Below are 15,330 nucleotides of genomic sequence, written 5' to 3'. Positions count from 1 at the left end.
AAACCGCGTATGACCACGACGATGCAGGCGGCGATTGATAAACGCCGCGCTGTGATAGATACCTTTAAAAAAGAACTCATCCGCCGCCTCAACCTGCCCTATGCGCCCGAAGACCTTCACGAGGACGTGGCGCTGCTCGGCGCGGGCCTGGGCCTCGATTCGCTCGACGCGCTGGAAATCGTGCTATGCATTGAAAATTCCTTCGGCATAAAAATACCGGACCAGAACATTTCTGTTTTGCGCTCCATCAACACCGTGGTTGATTACGTGCTCGAACGGCAGGCGGCCAAAGGGGCGCAATCATGAGGGCATCCCTTTTTCACGACGGCTTCGCAAAACACAAGGCCGCTTTTTCCGAGCGCTTCGGCGCGGAAATAGTTTCAAAGGTTTCCGACCCGAAGACCGAATATCGGCTCGTCCGCGACGCGGTGGGGATCGGCGATATCTCGTATATGCAGCGCTTCCGTTTTCCCGAGGACAAGGGACTTGACTTTCTCGACACGCTGTGCGCCGGCAACGTTGCCAAGGTGCGGTTCGGCCGCATGCTCCACACCTTCATTGCCGACAACGCCGGCAACATCGTTGCCGACTGTTATGTCGCCAACAACGACGAGGAATTCATCCTGCTGGCAGAAAGCATCATCGACGACGCCGCTTTCGACGCGATGCTTCAGGAGCACGGCGCGGCCGGCGCGGGCATCACCGATTGCCGCGCCACGCACGGCCTGCTCAGCATAGACGGTTACAAGGCCTGGGCCGTGGTCAAGGAGCTGTTCGGCGCCGACGTGCTGGGGCTTCCGTATCTTTCGGTGGAGCGTTACGACTTCGAGGGCGAAAGCGTTTCGCTTTTCAGGGCGGGAAAAACCTCGGAGTTCGGCTATTACCTCATGGTGCCGAAAACTTCCGCGGTAAAACTGTTTGAGGCGTGCCTCGCCGCTGCAATAAAAAACAACGGCGGCCTTTGCGGCGCTAACATTCACAACGATCTGCGGCTCGAAGGCCGGTTCTTCAACGTGTTCGCCGAAGGCGCGGCGGTGCGCGATCCGCTTGCGCTCGGCCTGCAGTGGATGATCGATTTCAGCAAGGAAAAGTGGAGCGGCCGCGACGCGATCTGCAAGCGCAGGGAGGCCGGCACCAAGAACAAGATCATCGGCATCTGCACCGAACACGGCGCAAAGGAACTTAAAAAGGGGACGCCCATTTTCAACGGGGCCGCAAAGGTGGCTGAAGTAACGGCGTCTTGTTTTTCCCATGTTTTAAACGCCCATGTGGGCCTGGCGCTGTTTCCCGTTGACATCGCCTATGCGGGCCTTCAGTTCAGCCTCGGGTCTGAAAAAGGCCCCGTGATAAAAACCATTTCAATGCCGCCCATCATGCCCAAGAGCCTTTCGGTGAAGCTTGACGAGCTGTAGACAAAAACCAGATCGGTTTTAACTGCTAGTGCTGATGACAAAGCGGAAAGGGATTTGGTCATCATGTCCCTTCTGAAATAATTACGCAAAAATCATATTTTATCCAGCCGCTGCGCTTGCAAAGAATTTCAGGCATGTCATCACGCTTTCTCATTTAATAAATTGCGAGGATGAGTTTGGAGAAAACAGGCAATTTTGTTTTTTCAATGGTTGACAAAACGAACGAAGCCGAGCTCCGTTCCTACGAGCGGGCGTTCTACCGGGCATTCGGTCATATGAAAAACCTGGACCACCTTTGGGACTTCGATCACAAGTCAAAAAGGATCGTCACGAAGATTCCTTACGAAACCCAGGAACTATATGTGGCGCGGCTGGGCGAGCGGATCGTGGCAGGGTGCGCGGTGAATTTCGACCATAAGAACCCTTTGCAACTGGAAATGGAGGGTTTTGCGGTTGACAAATCAAACAAGGCTGTCGCTGAAATAATCCAGATGTTCTCCCTGCTCGATCCCATGGGCGGCACGCCCATGCTGAAACTGTTCACGAAATATTTTCTGGAAAAACTGGTCGCCAGAAACGTCAGAAAAGTCTACGGCACGTGCTCGGAAAGGCGGGTGCGGCCGTATCAGATGATAGGATTGAACGTGATCGGCGATTTGTCATATAAAAACGAGAAGGTGTATTTGCTTGAGATGGATCTGGCGAAGCTGCCAAACCTGCAATAGTTAACATAAAAAATGCAACCCTTGATTCATTGCATCGGCTGCCGCGCCCTCGTGCCCGACATTGATGGCCCGACCTTCCGGTATCCCCATTCATCCTCGGCAGGCTGCTGGAAACTCTACGGCGAAATATTGGAAAAGGAATTTTCAATTTACAAATACCCGTCCTTTCATCGCCTCACGTTGGATGCCTATGCCGTACAGCATCCGGGCGACCAGACGCCGCAGACCACGCAGTCGGTGAACGTCCATCTCGCGGCGCTGCACATGGTGCTCGTGAAAAAAATGGAGTACAAAAGGGTGACCCGGTTGATGGACGCGCTCATAAGGAAAAACAAGGGAACGTTTGAGTGGCTTGATCCGCCGGAAAACAGGGGAGCAATAACCGTTGTTGGTGTGGTGAAGGCGGCCACGTTCGAAGAGCATAAAAAGCTGGTGGAGGATTGGGCCGAAAGCGTGTATCATGCATGGGTGAACTATCATGCGACAATTGACAGATTGGTTGAAACTGTTTTAAATGGATAAATGCGCGGTTCCGCCCTTTGCCGGTTGCAAAAACTATTTTATACCCCGTCCGCAATCATGATCATTTAGCAATAAAGGCGCTCATGTTCTCCGATAAAATCGCCCTCGTCACCGGCGGGTCCCGCGGCATCGGCAGGGCCGTTGTCGAGGAATTCCGCAAACGGAACGCGAAGGTGTATTTCACCTATCACCGCCACGAGGAGGCCGCGCAGGACACGGCGCGGAAGACCGGCGCGCAGAAGATCCTGTGTCCCCAGGCCGACGGCGATGCGATCGGGAATGCCGTCGAAGGCATCGTCAAGGCCGACGGCCGCATCGACATCCTGGTCAACAACGCGGGCATCACGTCGGACCAGTACCTCATGATGATGCCGTTTGACGAATGGAACAAGGTGCTCGACACGAACCTCAACGGCGCGTGGCGTTTTGTAAAGGCCGCAGTGCGGCCCATGATGAACGCGCAGAAGGGCGTTATCGTCAACATCGCGTCGGTGTCGGGCATGGTGGGCATCGGCGGGCAGACCAATTACAGCGCGAGCAAGGGCGCGCTCCTGGCCTTCACCCGGTCGCTTGCGGCCGAGCTCGGCCCGCGCGGCATCCGCGTGAACGCCGTGGTGCCCGGCTTCATCGAAACCGACATGACCGCGAAGATGCCGCGGCAGATCAAGCAGCAGAACCTCGGCCGCATCCTGGTCAAGCGCTTCGGCACGCCCGCCGAGGTCGCGGCCGCGGTCGCATTCCTCTCCTCGGACGAATCCTCCTACATCACCGGGCAGTCGCTTGTGGTTGACGGCGGCCTTACCGCGACGGTAGCATAAGGGCAGTATGATCGTATTTCTTTTTCCCGGCCAGGGCTCGCAGGAAATCGGGATGGGGCAGGACCTTTTCAAAGCGGACGCCCGTTTTCGCTCGTTGGTTTCGCTGGCACGCGACCTGACCCACGAGGACCTTGAAAAACTTTGCCTGCGCGGGCCCGAGAAAAAACTGCGCAAGGCCCAGTTTCTGCAGCCCCTGCTCGCGGCGGTGTCGCTCGGCTATCTGCGTCATGTGCGCGAAAAAGGCATAACGCCCGACGCGGTGCTCGGCCATTCGCTCGGCGAAATCACCTCGCTCGCCGCGAGCGGCGTGGTCTCGGACCAGGAAGCCGTGACCATCGCGGCCATGCGCGGCGGATTCATGGATGAGGCGGCGGCTCGCGCAAACGGCGGCATGATGGCGGTGCTGTTCACGCCGCTTGAAACGGTCGAGCAATTGCTCGCGGACATGAACGCTCCCGATAAAATCGTTCTCGCAAACGACAATGCGCCGGACCAGATCGTGGTGTCGGGAGACCTGGAGACCATGCAGGCGTTTTCGAGGCGGCTTTCGGAGCTCGGCGTCGGCAAGACCAAGACAGTGCTTGTTTCAGGGCCGTGGCACAGTCCCTACATGCGAGAAGCAATGGAGCGGTTCGCCGACTGGGTGAAATCCATAACCTTCAAACCGCCTTCAGTGCCGCTTCTGCTCAACGGCACGGGCGCTTTTGAAAGCGATCCGGTAAAAATTAAGGAACTTGTCACACTGCAATTGACGAGGCCCGTTTTATGGCGCGCAAGCATGCAAACGCTCCTTGCGAAAAACGCGGACGTGTTTCTGGAAATCGGGCCGCAGCGGGTGCTTTCGGGCCTGGTGCGGGTGAACGGGTTTCCCAAGCGCACGACCGTTTTCAACATCAACAATCTCACCGGACTGGAGCGGGCGGCCAGGGAACTGGTCCCCGGCAGATAATTTTCACACAATGACTGACAAAAAAGAGCTCATTCGCAATTACAAGCAGACCCTTTTGCCCATGGGAATTTTTCAGGTGACAAACACCGCGAACGGAAAGATCCTTGTCGGAAAATCCAAGACCCTCAATACCAAATTCAACAGCATCATGTTCCAGTTGAAAACAGGTTCTTTTCCCAATCCCGACCTCCAATCGGATTTCGTGAAATGCGGTGAAGGCGCGTTCAAATACGAAATCATCGACCGGCTGGAGCCGAAGGAGGACCCGCTTTACAACTACGACGATGATTTGAAGACGCTGGAGGAACTGTGGCTTGACAAGCTGAAGCCGTTTGGAGAGAAAGGGTACAACCGTATTTCGCGGACAGGGTTATAAACTGCGCAGGTTGTTTAATAATTCCTTCATGTCTGAATTGATGATCTGCCATACCAATTCCAAATCGACACCGGTGTAATCGTGAACGATCCTATGGCGCAACCCGGTAATTTGTGCCCAAGGGATTTCGGAATGTTTGGTTTTAAACGCTTCGGGACATTGGCGCGCGGCCTCTCCGATTATTTCAAGATTGCGGGTGACGGCATCGCAGGTCTTTTCGTCCTTTAGAAATTCCCCCATTTTTAATCCAGCAATATACCGGTTAATTTTTTCAATTGCCGCGATCATATCATCAAGGAGGAGACGTGCTTCGCGTTTAGGCATCTACCAGATCCTTTGTAATTTCTTTTCTAAGCGCTGGTTTTAAAGCTCGAGGGGTGACAAGGTCAACTTTCATTCCGAGAAGTTTCTCAAGGTCATCGGCGAGTGAAACGAAACCAAGCCCAATAGATGGATCCACGTCCGCCAGGATGTCAACGTCGCTCATTTCCGATTGATCACCCCGTGCCCATGAACCGAACAGAGATAGCCTGTGAAGAGGATATTTCCTCATAAGCTGGGGTTTTTTTTCACGAAGCCTTCGTAAAATATCTTCTTTTGTCATGCAAAACGACTCTCTTGGATGTTTCGAGTGCCAGGTTTCAGTTCGAAAATATAGGTGTTTTAGTGCCGTTTTGTCAAAAACAACCTTAAAACCGATTATCCTGCTTACATCACCGGCGGCGGAAAATACCTGTCGAGCCTTGAAAAAATAAACTTGTCCCCCTCCAGCACGATCTGCCTGTTCATCAGCGCGTCGCGGACGTTGATCTGCCGCATGAACACCTTTGCCCACACGCCGGTGGAGGTGGTCACCTTCAAATCTGGCTTGTCGGTTTTTCCCTCAATAAACGTGCATTTCCCCTTGTCAACAGACAGAATGAACGAATACGGCTTGTCGGTGAATTCGAACTGCAGCGTTGTTTTTAGGTGCGCGGTGGCGGCAGGGTCGATGCTGCGCGCCATTTCCTGCATCAGGATGCGCACGTCCGCCATCACTGTTTTGGTGAGAAGGTCGAGGTCGTGCGACTTCTCGCCCAGCGCAACGGCGTGCTCCCAGTAGATGTTGGAGTATTTTTTGAAATATCCGAGATCGGGTGCGAGGGGCGTGGCGGCCTTTTGCCGCGTTTCGGGCGTGATCCTGCCCTCCGTCGCGAGTTCGTAGCCTGCCTTGACAAATGCGGTCTCTATGGTCTTTACCGTGAGCGGCTTTGCAAGGGCGAAACGCAGCAGGTGCGATTCGGGCCGTATGAGATCGCCGGCCGGTTCCATGCTCATGGCGTTGGCGAACAGGGAAAACGTGCTTTGCACCGCCGCGAAATTCTCCTCGCCCTTGAACGCGCCCACCACGATCGCGGCGAATTTCTTCGGCCATTTTTCAGGGAACCGCAGGCTGTTGCGCACCAAACCGGGCGGCGACTGCTCAAAGGTCGGCTGCGTGAGCGGCAGCAACCTGTCCATGACGTTTTTAAGGGGGCCGCTTACCGTGAACGCGTTGAGCGGGGTCGCGAAAACCACGGTGTCGGCGTCGAGGAAGTCCTGCAGCACGGAACCCATGTCGTCGCTGATGATGCATTTCCCCGGCGAGGTGACCCAGCAGGAGTAGCACCCGGTGCAGTTTTTAATGGAAAGCGATGACAGGTCGCGGTCGACAAGCTGCCCGCCCGCCTCCCTGACTCCCTTGACAAATAGGTCTGTGAGGTAGCGGGTGAAGCCGTTTTTTCTCGGGTTTCCGCGCAGCAAGAGCAGCTTCATGGCGCGCCGTCCATCATGGCAAGGGCGAGGGTGCCCTTGGCGATTGTTTTTTTTCCAACGCACGCCTCGACCGCATAGCTGAAAAGCGCGCCGAAGCTCGTCTCGCACCGGGAACGGAGCTCGAGCGTTTCACCCGGGAACGCGGGATTGACGAACTTTATATTCGCTTGGGCGAGGTAGAATATCCGGGGTTCCTTGGCAGGCGACTCGCCGCCGACCTTTTTTGAGAGTCCCCACAGCAGGCCGCTTGTTTGGGCCAGCGCATCGGTCACCAGCACGCCAGGCATGATGTGCTTGTGCGGGAAATGCCCCTTAAAGAACGGCTCGTCGTCGCGGATGTCTCTCTCGGCGAGAATTTCCCTGTTCACGACAAGCCGCACCACCCGGTCGACAAAAAGGAACGGCGGCCGGTGGGGAAGGATCGCCAGGATGTCTTCCATGCCGAAGGTCGTCTGCTGCATGAGAGGGTGTCCTTTTATATTCGCACAATTTATTTAGAAAATCACCGCAAAGGCGCAAAGGACGCAAAAAAAAATGTGAATTGGAAAATATCCTGTATTGATCTTTCTTTCCCTTTGCGACCATTGCGCCTTTGCGGTGAGCGTTTTCATTTTTACGAATAATTCGTGACGGAGCGGATCAGGTACCGCTTGCCCCAATGTCCCAGCAGGTGCCTTTGTCAAGCATTGCGAGCTGCCCGGCCATGAGGCCGCGCACCCGCGCCGCAAAGTCCGGCGCGCTCTCGCCGGGACCGGGCCGTTCGGCCTGCAGGAACCTGATCGTGTACCTGAACCGGTACCTTGGAAAAATACTTCCCCTGCGGCGCGCCATGAAAGGAAGGTCGGAATGGATGATGACCGGCACCACCGGAGCGCCCGTTTCCATGGCGACCCTGAAGGGAAACGTCCTGAATTCGAGGAGCCTTCCGGTTTTCGCGCGCGTGCCCTCGGGAAACACCAGGAGGTTTGTTCCCTTCGCCAGCACTTCCCGGCATTTTGCCGTCGCCGCGCCGAGCGACCCCAGGGAGTCCGGGTCGATGCTCACGAAATCGAGGTACTTGACAAATACGTAATACAGCGGTTCGCGGGCGTAATGCGCCTTTATCACCACGCCCGTGCGCGGGAGCATCGACAGCAGGAGCAGGGCGTCGAGCCTGCCCCGGTGGTTGGCCACCAGCACGGCGCCGCGGAGCGCGCGGTCCAGCCCCGAGATCTCGGCGACGGCATAGAGCCCCAGGGCCGGCAGCCACAGGCGCGTCAGAAAAAACGTGTATGCCGTGAGCGCGGCGCGCATGAGCCTTTGCATCAGCTTCGGCAGCAGCGCGAACAGCAGGAAAAACGGGAGCCCGGCGCACAGGAAAACGAGGATGGCGAGGAAATAACTTACATAGCCGACGGACGCGGCAATAACCCGCAGCGGATACACGAGCCCGGTGAATGTTGTTTTCATAGGTGTTTCTGCGGGCGCGGCTAAAACGGCGGCTCGATGTCCTTGAGAAAGGGGAGCCTTTTGTCCTTGTCGGAGATAACGGGACTCACGTTCGGCCAGCCGATGCCGATGCCGGGATCGTTCCAGCGGATGCCGCTGTCGTGCGCCGGAGAATAATAGTCGTCCACTTTGTAAAGGAACTCGGTGCCGGGCGCCATCGTGCAGTAGCCGTGCGCGAACCCCTTGGGGACAAACAGCATTTCCTTGTTCTGTTCGCTGAGGGTGAACCCGAGCCATTTTCCGAACGTCTCAGAGTTTTTGCGGAGATCCACGACCGCGTCGAACACCGAGCCGCGCACTACGCGGATGAGCTTGCTCTGCGCCCTGGGAGGTTTCTGGAAATGCAGCCCCCGGATGACGCCCGCCGCTGTGGAGCGCGCGTGGTTGTCCTGCACAAAGCTCCCCGGCAGGCCGTGCGCCTCCATTTCGGAAGCAAGGAACGATTCGAGGAAAAATCCCCTGCCGTCCTCATGCACAACCGGGCTGATGATCCACACGCCTTTTAAATTTGTCTCGGTGAATTTCATGAAAGGGTCTTGCTACCGTTTGCCGCTGGCGATCTGGACCAGATATTCGCCGTAGCCGTTTTTCTTCATGGGTTCCGCGAGTTTCATGAGCTGATCGCCGGTGATATACCCGAGCATGAAGGCGATTTCCTCCGGGCATGACACCTTGAGTCCCTGGCGGGACTGTATCGTTTCCACGAAAACAGACGCCTGCAGCATGGATTCATGGGTTCCGGTGTCGAGCCACGCAACGCCCCGCCCCAGCAGCACCACGTCGAGCCTGCCTTCCTGCAGGTAAAGCCGGTTGAGGTCGGTGATCTCAAGCTCGCCGCGCGCCGAGGGCTTGAGCCCCTCCGCATACCGCACCACCGCGTTGTCGTAGAAGTAAAGACCGGTCACCGCGTACGGCGATTTCGGGGCCTTGGGCTTTTCCACGAGATTCACCGGCCTTCCCGCGTTGTCAAGCTCCACCACGCCGTAGCGCTGAGGATCGTTGACCCAGTATCCGAAAATGGTCGCCCGGTCTTTTTTTACCGCAGCCTCGGCAAGGGTGCTCACCAGGCCGTGGCCCCAGAAAATGTTGTCGCCGAGAATGAGCGCCACGCCGTCGTTTTTGATGAATTCCTTTCCCAGGATGAATGCCTGCGCGATGCCCTCGGGCTTTTGCTGCACAGCATAGGCAAAGTTGAGTCCCCATTGCGCGCCGCTGCCGAGCAGGCGCCTGAAGGCATCGAGATCCTGCGGCGTGGTGATGACAAGGATGTCGCGGATTTTCGCGAGCATCAGGATCGCAAGCGGGTAATACACCATGGGCTTGTCATATACCGGCAGCAGCTGCTTGCATATGCCGATCGTTGCCGGATACAGCCTTGTGCCCAGTCCGCCGGCGAGAATGATGCCTTTCATGGTGCCCCTCTTGATTTTCCGTGGAAAGGATTACGATTTAAAAAAATACAATCTGTCATGCATCAAATGAAGGCTAAAAGGCAAGCGGTAAGGAATAAAAAAAGGCCGGAAAGTTTTCTTTCCGGCCTGATTGTTTGCCACCTGATTCAGGTGTTAGAAGTAAAACGCCATGATCAAGGCGCCGGCGGCGACGATGCCAAGAGAATTGGTCGCGCCATTTTTAGTCGTGACGGTCACGGATGGATTTCCCGCAGTGGTGGCTTTTGTGTCATACGGGGCATCCAGGGTATATCCAAGACGATACTCGGCGCTCAGACTCAATTCCTTAATAATGAAAAACTCAACACCGCCCAGCGCGGCTATGTTGAACGCAAAGTCGCCGCCGGTTGTGGTGGTCTGAGGGTTGAGAGTGTTTTTTGAGGAAGTCTGAGTTGCCAGAAATCCGATTTCGGCTCCTACATAGGGGCTGACCCTGGTTTTAAGAAGATGGTATTCTCCACCAACGCTGAGCCCGATGTCCCAGGTGTTATCGTCGCCCTCGGAGCCGCCTGTCGGGGCCGGCGTCGCCTTATCGGTAAGGCCGAATTCCAGACTTCCACGGAGTGCAAGCATGTCCATCAGGTAATATTTCCCTCCAACCCCGCCGTTAAAATCGCCCGCACCAATAGTTGACAATCCTTCGAAGGTGAAGAGCATGGCCTTTGCACCTGACGCTATCGGCGTGGTCACATCATCACTCCAAGCGGCAGGCGCCAGAAGCATGACAGACACTGCAACAGCAATGCATGAAGAAACAAGACGTTTATACATAAAACCTCCCTCGTTGATGGTGAAATTTCTACTCTGCACGCTACTTGGTACCAGTAATAAAATATTAAAAAAACAGCGGCAGTCAAATAAAATATGCTGTTTTGCCGTTATTTTTCCCCGATGATCTGTACGAATATTTTCCGGGAACGGGGCCTGTTGTCGTGGTCTATCACCACGATCTGCTGCCAAGTGCCCAGCGTCAGGGTTCCGGCCGAAACAGGCACGGTGACGCCGGGCCCCATGAGCGTGGCGCGGATATGGGAAAAGCCGTTGTCGTCGCCCCAGGTTTCGGAATGCCTGCTCCTGAGATCGCTCGGCACGAGTTCGTTGAGCCGGTCCTTCAGGTCCTGGACAAGTGCGGGCTCATATTCGATGGTGGAGACGGACGCGGTGGAACCGACCGCGAACACAACGGCGATGCCGTTTTTTACTTCCGATTCCGTTACAACGGACTCCACGTTCGAGGTGATGTCAATAATATCCGAAAATCCTTTTGTCTGGACTGAAAAGCTTTTTCCGAAGACCATGGCATCGTTTCCTTTCAGTAAAAAAATAATCTGCGCTCGCTCCCGTTTGCACGTTCGCCTATGGTATAACGGATGTCGTGGATTTTTCGATCCTCGCTTCCAGCCGTTGCCGACGGCTTGAAGCAAACTACAACGGACCTGTCGGCGCATCAAGGGTTCATTGCACGAAAAGGTTTCCCACAAGAAAACACTTTGTTGAAAAAGGTTTGGGAATTGGTCTTTTCCCGCACTATATTTTGTTCAGCACCCATGAGCCACGCATTTCACCATCCCCGGTCGCAAATCATTTCTTGCCACGCTCATTTTGCCTCCAAGGAGGAGCCATGAAGAAATACCTGCTGCACGGTTGCATTGTGCTGATGGCGGCGGCGCTTGCCGCGCCGGTTTGCGCGCAAATTTACTTTATGACGTACCAGAAGGTCGTGGACTACCAACAGGTGAACGACTCGCTGCTCGATTCCACGGTAAACTTCAGCCCGGTCCAGCTCGGCACCTCGCAGCTGGAGATCTCGGAACTCACCATCAACCCTCGGGGCAGTTATCTTGACGTGGTGGAAGACGCCTACCTCACGGGCAACATCAGCCAGGTCAATGTTCCGAATACCATCGGCTCGTATTTCTTCAAGGGACTGGTGCAGCTGCCGCAAAACGCGGTGGCGACGGGCCTCGAAACGTGGATCGGCGACACGCTGTACCGCGCCAAACTGCTGGAGGCGAAATACATCGTCGATGTCAAGACGCCGGACAGCAGCGCCGTTGCAAGCTCGCTCGACCGGCGCGTCGCCATGCTGCAGCAGATGTCGGCAACCGTTTACGAGGCGACGTTTGCGCATGCGTCAATCGGAATGCGCCGGCATGTGCGGCTGCGGTACCTGATACCCAATCCGGGCAACGGCAACACGCCGTATGCCGTGCCGGTGGTGTTCAACGACCCTAACGGGCAGAATCCGCAGTTCATCAGACTTACCGTCTATGCCAATACCACCGACAAACAATACTATCTCGGGACTTCCACCGGTCAAATCCAGCTCCGCGATTCCACGTCGCAGCTCATCCCGTACCAGTCCCAGGTGATGCTCACCTACTTGCCCAAGGCCCTGAGCGTGATGCATTTCACGTCGTTTGCCGACGGCGCGTGGGCGGGCAATTACCTGCTCCTCAACACGGCGCTCACCGACTCGACCATGATGAGGCTTTCCAAGCCCATCCAGACCGTATTCCTATGGCGGTGGAACGCGCCGGCGCAGATGATCGATTATAGCACCGGGATCCGCGGACTGTCCGGGTATGCGCAAACGGTGATCAGCCAGGCCAAATTGATAAAGCAGAATGTGGCGACACTCAGGGAACGCGGCTACTCCTGCGGCCTGCTCCACAGCATCGAGGGCGTGTCGGCATTGCCGTACGCGACGCAGGCGATCACCGACAGCGGCCCCGCCGCCATTAATGCGTATCTGTCAACATTCGACGAGCAGTCGCTGTACGCCAAATATCTCAACGAGCCCGACCCCACGCCGGTCTGGGTGCCCACGGCCGGAAGTTCCGAGCCGATGATCCAGAAGGCACGGGACGATTTTCTCTCCCTTCTCAAAGCGGCGGCCCGCCTGCTGGCGGACACATCGGTCGCCTACCGCCACGTGGTGCTCGTTACCGTGGGCGACGCCACCACGGCCTACCAGGAGGATCTCCGCGAATCCACGGACTCGATCCTGGCGCACACGTCAATCGACGCCAGCACCGGGGGCAACTCGTGGCGCGGGGTGGATCTTTCCGCCTCCCTCCCGTGGGTGACCAGCCAGAACCTGTCGCAGTGGCAGGGATTTTACTACCCTTCGTTCTCGCCGGTCACCGTGCAGCTCAAGATCAAAACGTCGCAGCAGGCCTACTCGTTTCCGCTTGCGAGCCTCGAGCCCAGCAACTTCGCGATTTCGGCGCGCGTGTCGGGCGTGTGGGACACTATCATCTCCTGGGTCGGGTTCGATCCAAGCGGGCACATCACGTCGTCGTTCACCACCGCGCCGCTCATCATTTCGGTGCCGCAGGACTCCGGCGTTGCGAAAATCTGGGCCCACGACGACAATCATCTTGCGGAAAAGGAAGAGGTGTATCCCGGCGGGACATTCGGGATCGTGACGAAATCCACGTTCCTGGCCGCGTCCCTCGCCGATACCACCATCGATACATCCGCGACAATTCCGTTTTTATCCGACAACGAAATCCTTGCGCCGAGGTCGGCCCTGCGCAGCAAGGTTTTTTCCGCAAAGCACTTCCAGCCCGTGGTGGCGTTTTCGCACGGCTTTCTGGACATATCGAACGCCGGCGAGCTCACCAGGATCGAGTTCTTCGACATCTCAGGCAGGCTTCTGCTGCGGCTCGATCCGGCGCAATTCAGGATGTCGGACGGCAATTACCGGATCCCGCTCGCAAGATTCAGCGTGCTCAAGGCGCACCGCGTGCTCATCATCCGGATGAGTGGAAAAACGGATGTCAGAACGATGAGGATCATGACTGGAGGTCTCAAGTGAAACACGCACTCCGACTTTTCTGCATCTGGCTTGCCCTGTTCTCCGTTTCTTCGTTCGCGCAGCCGCTTGCCGTGGGCGGCGTGCCGCTGCGTTTTTCATTCGCGCTCACGGCGGGAGCTTCACAATCGAGCATCGCCGCAGACAGTTTGCTTGCGTCTTATTTCGCTCCGAACGCAAGCGTGGTCCATATCATCGGCCCGGCGATCGGGTTGGACTATGAGATCCGCATCGGCCGATTTGCCGCAGTTTCCCTGGGGACGGAGTACCAGGTGCGCGGCGAGAACACGAATAAAACAGCGGTCATGTTCACCGACGATATTTTCCAGCACGACCTTGCCACGACCGCCGAACTCCGCTACCTCGCATTTCCCCTGGTGGTCAAGGGCGGCTATTGCGGACCGGCGGGCTGGATATACGCCAAGGCCGGGGTCACCGGTTCCTGGCTGCTCGGCAGCACGCTCAAATGGTTGATTGACGGAAGGGAAGCCACTCCCGGCAGCACGCACATGCCGTACGTGGGTATCTACGGCAACGACTTCGGGGTTCTGGGCGGGCTCGAAGCGGGAATGTCGTTCGGCAGACACGGCTTCTTCGTTTCCGGCGAATACCTGTACGGGCTCACCAGCATTTCGTCCGATTTGAGCGGGACCGCTTTCAACCGGGCGACCGAGGTGACGGTGGGGTACCGTTTTTTTATCAGCAAGACAAAATAGAGGATATGGAAGGTTGGGCGTTCCCGTCTCAACAAGGTTGGGATAGGGATCGATTTCCTCTTTGCTGGAACGCCTCTGACGTCGGCGGAACTTCTCGTCCGTAAATTAATTTCAGTGCTTCCCGTCAAACCCGCCGTATCATATCAAGTAAAATGTTCTTTATAATCGGTGCCTTTCATAGGAGAAGAATCCATCTTACTATGTTCTGAAATATATTTTCCATCAAGGAACTCGTTTTATGGCCGCTCTTCAGGAAACCATCAATTCTTTTCTCGAATATCTGCTTAAAGAAAAAGGATATTCGACCCACACGGTCGAGGCTTACAAAAGAGATCTTGCCCAGTTTGTCGCGTTTGTGAACCAAAATTATCCCCATGCTGACTTCGAAACCGTCATGAAAAAAGACATGCTCCGCGATTTTACTTATTCCATGGGGGAGCAGCACCTCCGGCCTCGGTCGGTTGCCCGGAAGGTCGCGGCGCTCAAATCGTTTTCAAAATTCTGCGTTAAGCGGCATTTTCTTGTTATCAATCCGGCAAAACTGCTCGCCAATCCCAAGCTCGACAAGCCGCTGCCGGCCTTTCTCACCGAAAAACAGGCGCAGGAATTGGGGAGCATTAATGCGCCAAAAGGAAAAAACGGAAGCGATGCGGAAACGGCAAGGAACCGCGCGATTGTGGAACTTCTCTATGGAAGCGGTATCCGCCTTGCCGAGCTTCATGGCCTCAACGCTGGGAACATAGAATTCAAAAGGGAATGGATACGGGTGCTCGGCAAGGGGAAAAAGGAGCGAACCGTGCCGGTGACCGATCAGGCCATGTCCGCGATACGGGAGTATCTGGATAAAAGATCCCCCCTCGCCTCGGCCGATGCGCCGCTTTTTGCAAACCACAAGGGGGGCCGGCTTTCGCGCCGACAGATCGAGCGCATCGTGGAAGGCGGGCTTGCCGCGGTGAGCCAGCAGAAGAAGAAAAGCCCGCATGTGCTGCGCCATTCGTTTGCCACGCACCTGCTCGACCGCGGCGCGGACATCCGCGCGGTAAAGGAGCTGTTGGGGCATTCATCGCTTTCCACCACGCAGATCTATACGCATATGTCAAAAGAACACCTGCTCAAGACCTACCGGCAGGCGCACCCGAGGGCGGGCTCGGGAAAAGAAAAAAAAGGCTGGCAGAGCCTTCCGCCAACCCATAAACCTTTCAACCTTTGAACCCGTGGCCCTTTAAACCTTAAAACCTTTCAACAGTTCAGCCTTCCAG

General features: G+C 56.1%; 19 protein-coding genes. 10 read left to right on the top strand and 9 right to left on the bottom strand.

The genetic code is table 11. The features are described from left to right. The first annotated feature begins 9 nt into the window (after positions 1-9). The 7 genes from VLX68_14385 to VLX68_14355 all read left to right on the top strand — a co-directional run bounded on the left by VLX68_14385 (position 10) and on the right by VLX68_14355 (position 4,802). Complete coding sequence (locus VLX68_14385; protein HUI93432.1) at positions 10-306, top strand: acyl carrier protein; 297 nt, start codon at positions 10-12, stop codon at positions 304-306. Further along, positions 303-1,412 carry a glycine cleavage T C-terminal barrel domain-containing protein gene (locus tag VLX68_14380; GenBank protein HUI93431.1) on the top strand — a complete coding sequence of 370 codons (1,110 nt, stop codon included), beginning with the start codon at positions 303-305 and terminating at the stop codon, positions 1,410-1,412. The genes VLX68_14385 and VLX68_14380 overlap by 4 nt, the downstream gene beginning before the upstream one ends. 206 nt (positions 1,413-1,618) lie before the next feature. Beyond that, complete coding sequence (locus VLX68_14375) at positions 1,619-2,137, top strand: hypothetical protein (GenBank protein HUI93430.1); 519 nt, start codon at positions 1,619-1,621, stop codon at positions 2,135-2,137. Between the two features lie 12 nt (positions 2,138-2,149). Continuing rightward, positions 2,150-2,659 carry a DUF5946 family protein gene (locus tag VLX68_14370; GenBank protein ID HUI93429.1) on the top strand — a complete coding sequence of 170 codons (510 nt, stop codon included), beginning with the start codon at positions 2,150-2,152 and terminating at the stop codon, positions 2,657-2,659. Positions 2,660-2,742: 83 nt separating this feature from the next. Beyond that, positions 2,743-3,477: a 3-oxoacyl-ACP reductase FabG gene (fabG, locus tag VLX68_14365; GenBank protein ID HUI93428.1), complete on the top strand. Its 735-nt coding sequence runs from the start codon at positions 2,743-2,745 to the stop codon at positions 3,475-3,477. A gap of 7 nt (positions 3,478-3,484) precedes the next feature. Further along, on the top strand, positions 3,485-4,426 hold the full coding sequence (locus VLX68_14360; GenBank protein HUI93427.1) for an ACP S-malonyltransferase: 942 nt from the start codon (positions 3,485-3,487) through the stop codon (positions 4,424-4,426). A gap of 10 nt (positions 4,427-4,436) precedes the next feature. Next, positions 4,437-4,802, top strand: coding sequence for a GIY-YIG nuclease family protein (locus VLX68_14355; GenBank protein ID HUI93426.1), 366 nt, complete (start codon positions 4,437-4,439; stop codon positions 4,800-4,802). Here VLX68_14355 and VLX68_14350 read toward each other — a convergent pair. The 9 genes from VLX68_14350 to VLX68_14310 all read right to left on the bottom strand — a co-directional run bounded on the left by VLX68_14350 (position 4,797) and on the right by VLX68_14310 (position 10,833). Then, a complete protein-coding gene (locus VLX68_14350) occupies positions 4,797-5,126 on the bottom strand; it encodes a DUF86 domain-containing protein (protein HUI93425.1) in 330 nt (109 codons plus the stop codon). The two genes, VLX68_14355 and VLX68_14350, sit on opposite strands and share 6 nt — an antisense overlap. Beyond that, positions 5,119-5,406: a nucleotidyltransferase family protein gene (locus VLX68_14345; protein HUI93424.1), complete on the bottom strand. Its 288-nt coding sequence runs from the start codon at positions 5,404-5,406 to the stop codon at positions 5,119-5,121. The genes VLX68_14350 and VLX68_14345 overlap by 8 nt, the downstream gene beginning before the upstream one ends. 104 nt (positions 5,407-5,510) lie before the next feature. After that, the gene (locus VLX68_14340) at positions 5,511-6,596 is read right to left on the bottom strand and encodes an NAD(P)H-dependent oxidoreductase (GenBank protein HUI93423.1); all 1,086 of its coding nucleotides are present in this window, start codon (positions 6,594-6,596) and stop codon (positions 5,511-5,513) included. Further along, positions 6,593-7,057, bottom strand: coding sequence for a hypothetical protein (locus VLX68_14335; GenBank protein HUI93422.1), 465 nt, complete (start codon positions 7,055-7,057; stop codon positions 6,593-6,595). The genes VLX68_14340 and VLX68_14335 overlap by 4 nt, the downstream gene beginning before the upstream one ends. 178 nt (positions 7,058-7,235) lie before the next feature. After that, positions 7,236-8,045, bottom strand: coding sequence for a lysophospholipid acyltransferase family protein (locus VLX68_14330; protein HUI93421.1), 810 nt, complete (start codon positions 8,043-8,045; stop codon positions 7,236-7,238). A 20-nt stretch (positions 8,046-8,065) separates the two neighbouring features. After that, positions 8,066-8,611 carry a dTDP-4-dehydrorhamnose 3,5-epimerase gene (gene rfbC / locus VLX68_14325; GenBank protein HUI93420.1) on the bottom strand — a complete coding sequence of 182 codons (546 nt, stop codon included), beginning with the start codon at positions 8,609-8,611 and terminating at the stop codon, positions 8,066-8,068. 12 nt (positions 8,612-8,623) lie between these two features. Next, positions 8,624-9,496 (bottom strand): glucose-1-phosphate thymidylyltransferase RfbA, encoded by an 873-nt coding sequence (rfbA, locus tag VLX68_14320; protein ID HUI93419.1) that lies wholly within the window; start codon positions 9,494-9,496, stop codon positions 8,624-8,626. A gap of 153 nt (positions 9,497-9,649) precedes the next feature. Next, entirely contained in the window at positions 9,650-10,306 is a 657-nt protein-coding gene (locus tag VLX68_14315) for an outer membrane beta-barrel protein (protein HUI93418.1), read from the bottom strand. 107 nt (positions 10,307-10,413) lie between these two features. After that, entirely contained in the window at positions 10,414-10,833 is a 420-nt protein-coding gene (locus tag VLX68_14310) for a secondary thiamine-phosphate synthase enzyme YjbQ (GenBank protein ID HUI93417.1), read from the bottom strand. Positions 10,834-11,156: 323 nt separating this feature from the next. Between VLX68_14310 and VLX68_14305 the strand changes: the two genes are divergently transcribed. The 3 genes from VLX68_14305 to xerA all read left to right on the top strand — a co-directional run bounded on the left by VLX68_14305 (position 11,157) and on the right by xerA (position 15,281). Beyond that, positions 11,157-13,358, top strand: coding sequence for a hypothetical protein (locus tag VLX68_14305; protein ID HUI93416.1), 2,202 nt, complete (start codon positions 11,157-11,159; stop codon positions 13,356-13,358). Beyond that, the gene (locus tag VLX68_14300; GenBank protein ID HUI93415.1) at positions 13,355-14,071 is read left to right on the top strand and encodes an outer membrane beta-barrel protein; all 717 of its coding nucleotides are present in this window, start codon (positions 13,355-13,357) and stop codon (positions 14,069-14,071) included. Before VLX68_14305 ends, VLX68_14300 begins: the two co-directional genes overlap by 4 nt. A gap of 238 nt (positions 14,072-14,309) precedes the next feature. Beyond that, the gene (gene xerA / locus VLX68_14295; GenBank protein ID HUI93414.1) at positions 14,310-15,281 is read left to right on the top strand and encodes a site-specific tyrosine recombinase/integron integrase; all 972 of its coding nucleotides are present in this window, start codon (positions 14,310-14,312) and stop codon (positions 15,279-15,281) included. The last annotated feature ends 49 nt before the right edge of the window (positions 15,282-15,330 follow it).

This window comes from Chitinivibrionales bacterium, from assembly GCA_035516255.1.
GTDB lineage: Bacteria > Fibrobacterota > Chitinivibrionia > Chitinivibrionales > FEN-1185 > FEN-1185.
The sequence above is the reverse complement of the archived record's forward strand: the minus strand, read 5'-3'. Positions and strand labels throughout refer to the sequence as shown.

What these genes read in the sequence shown, in the direction of transcription:
- VLX68_14385 (HUI93432.1), top strand. Translation starts at nt 10, where the DNA reads ATGACCACGACGATGCAGGCGGCGATTGATAAACGCCGCGCTGTGATA.
- VLX68_14380 (HUI93431.1), top strand. Translation starts at nt 303, where the DNA reads ATGAGGGCATCCCTTTTTCACGACGGCTTCGCAAAACACAAGGCCGCT.
- VLX68_14375 (HUI93430.1), top strand. Translation starts at nt 1,619, where the DNA reads ATGGTTGACAAAACGAACGAAGCCGAGCTCCGTTCCTACGAGCGGGCG.
- VLX68_14370 (HUI93429.1), top strand. Translation starts at nt 2,150, where the DNA reads ATGCAACCCTTGATTCATTGCATCGGCTGCCGCGCCCTCGTGCCCGAC.
- fabG (HUI93428.1), top strand. Translation starts at nt 2,743, where the DNA reads ATGTTCTCCGATAAAATCGCCCTCGTCACCGGCGGGTCCCGCGGCATC.
- VLX68_14360 (HUI93427.1), top strand. Translation starts at nt 3,485, where the DNA reads ATGATCGTATTTCTTTTTCCCGGCCAGGGCTCGCAGGAAATCGGGATG.
- VLX68_14355 (HUI93426.1), top strand. Translation starts at nt 4,437, where the DNA reads ATGACTGACAAAAAAGAGCTCATTCGCAATTACAAGCAGACCCTTTTG.
- VLX68_14350 (HUI93425.1), bottom strand. Translation starts at nt 5,126, where the DNA reads ATGCCTAAACGCGAAGCACGTCTCCTCCTTGATGATATGATCGCGGCA.
- VLX68_14345 (HUI93424.1), bottom strand. Translation starts at nt 5,406, where the DNA reads ATGACAAAAGAAGATATTTTACGAAGGCTTCGTGAAAAAAAACCCCAG.
- VLX68_14340 (HUI93423.1), bottom strand. Translation starts at nt 6,596, where the DNA reads ATGAAGCTGCTCTTGCTGCGCGGAAACCCGAGAAAAAACGGCTTCACC.
- VLX68_14335 (HUI93422.1), bottom strand. Translation starts at nt 7,057, where the DNA reads ATGCAGCAGACGACCTTCGGCATGGAAGACATCCTGGCGATCCTTCCC.
- VLX68_14330 (HUI93421.1), bottom strand. Translation starts at nt 8,045, where the DNA reads ATGAAAACAACATTCACCGGGCTCGTGTATCCGCTGCGGGTTATTGCC.
- rfbC (HUI93420.1), bottom strand. Translation starts at nt 8,611, where the DNA reads ATGAAATTCACCGAGACAAATTTAAAAGGCGTGTGGATCATCAGCCCG.
- rfbA (HUI93419.1), bottom strand. Translation starts at nt 9,496, where the DNA reads ATGAAAGGCATCATTCTCGCCGGCGGACTGGGCACAAGGCTGTATCCG.
- VLX68_14315 (HUI93418.1), bottom strand. Translation starts at nt 10,306, where the DNA reads ATGTATAAACGTCTTGTTTCTTCATGCATTGCTGTTGCAGTGTCTGTC.
- VLX68_14310 (HUI93417.1), bottom strand. Translation starts at nt 10,833, where the DNA reads ATGGTCTTCGGAAAAAGCTTTTCAGTCCAGACAAAAGGATTTTCGGAT.
- VLX68_14305 (HUI93416.1), top strand. Translation starts at nt 11,157, where the DNA reads ATGAAGAAATACCTGCTGCACGGTTGCATTGTGCTGATGGCGGCGGCG.
- xerA (HUI93414.1), top strand. Translation starts at nt 14,310, where the DNA reads ATGGCCGCTCTTCAGGAAACCATCAATTCTTTTCTCGAATATCTGCTT.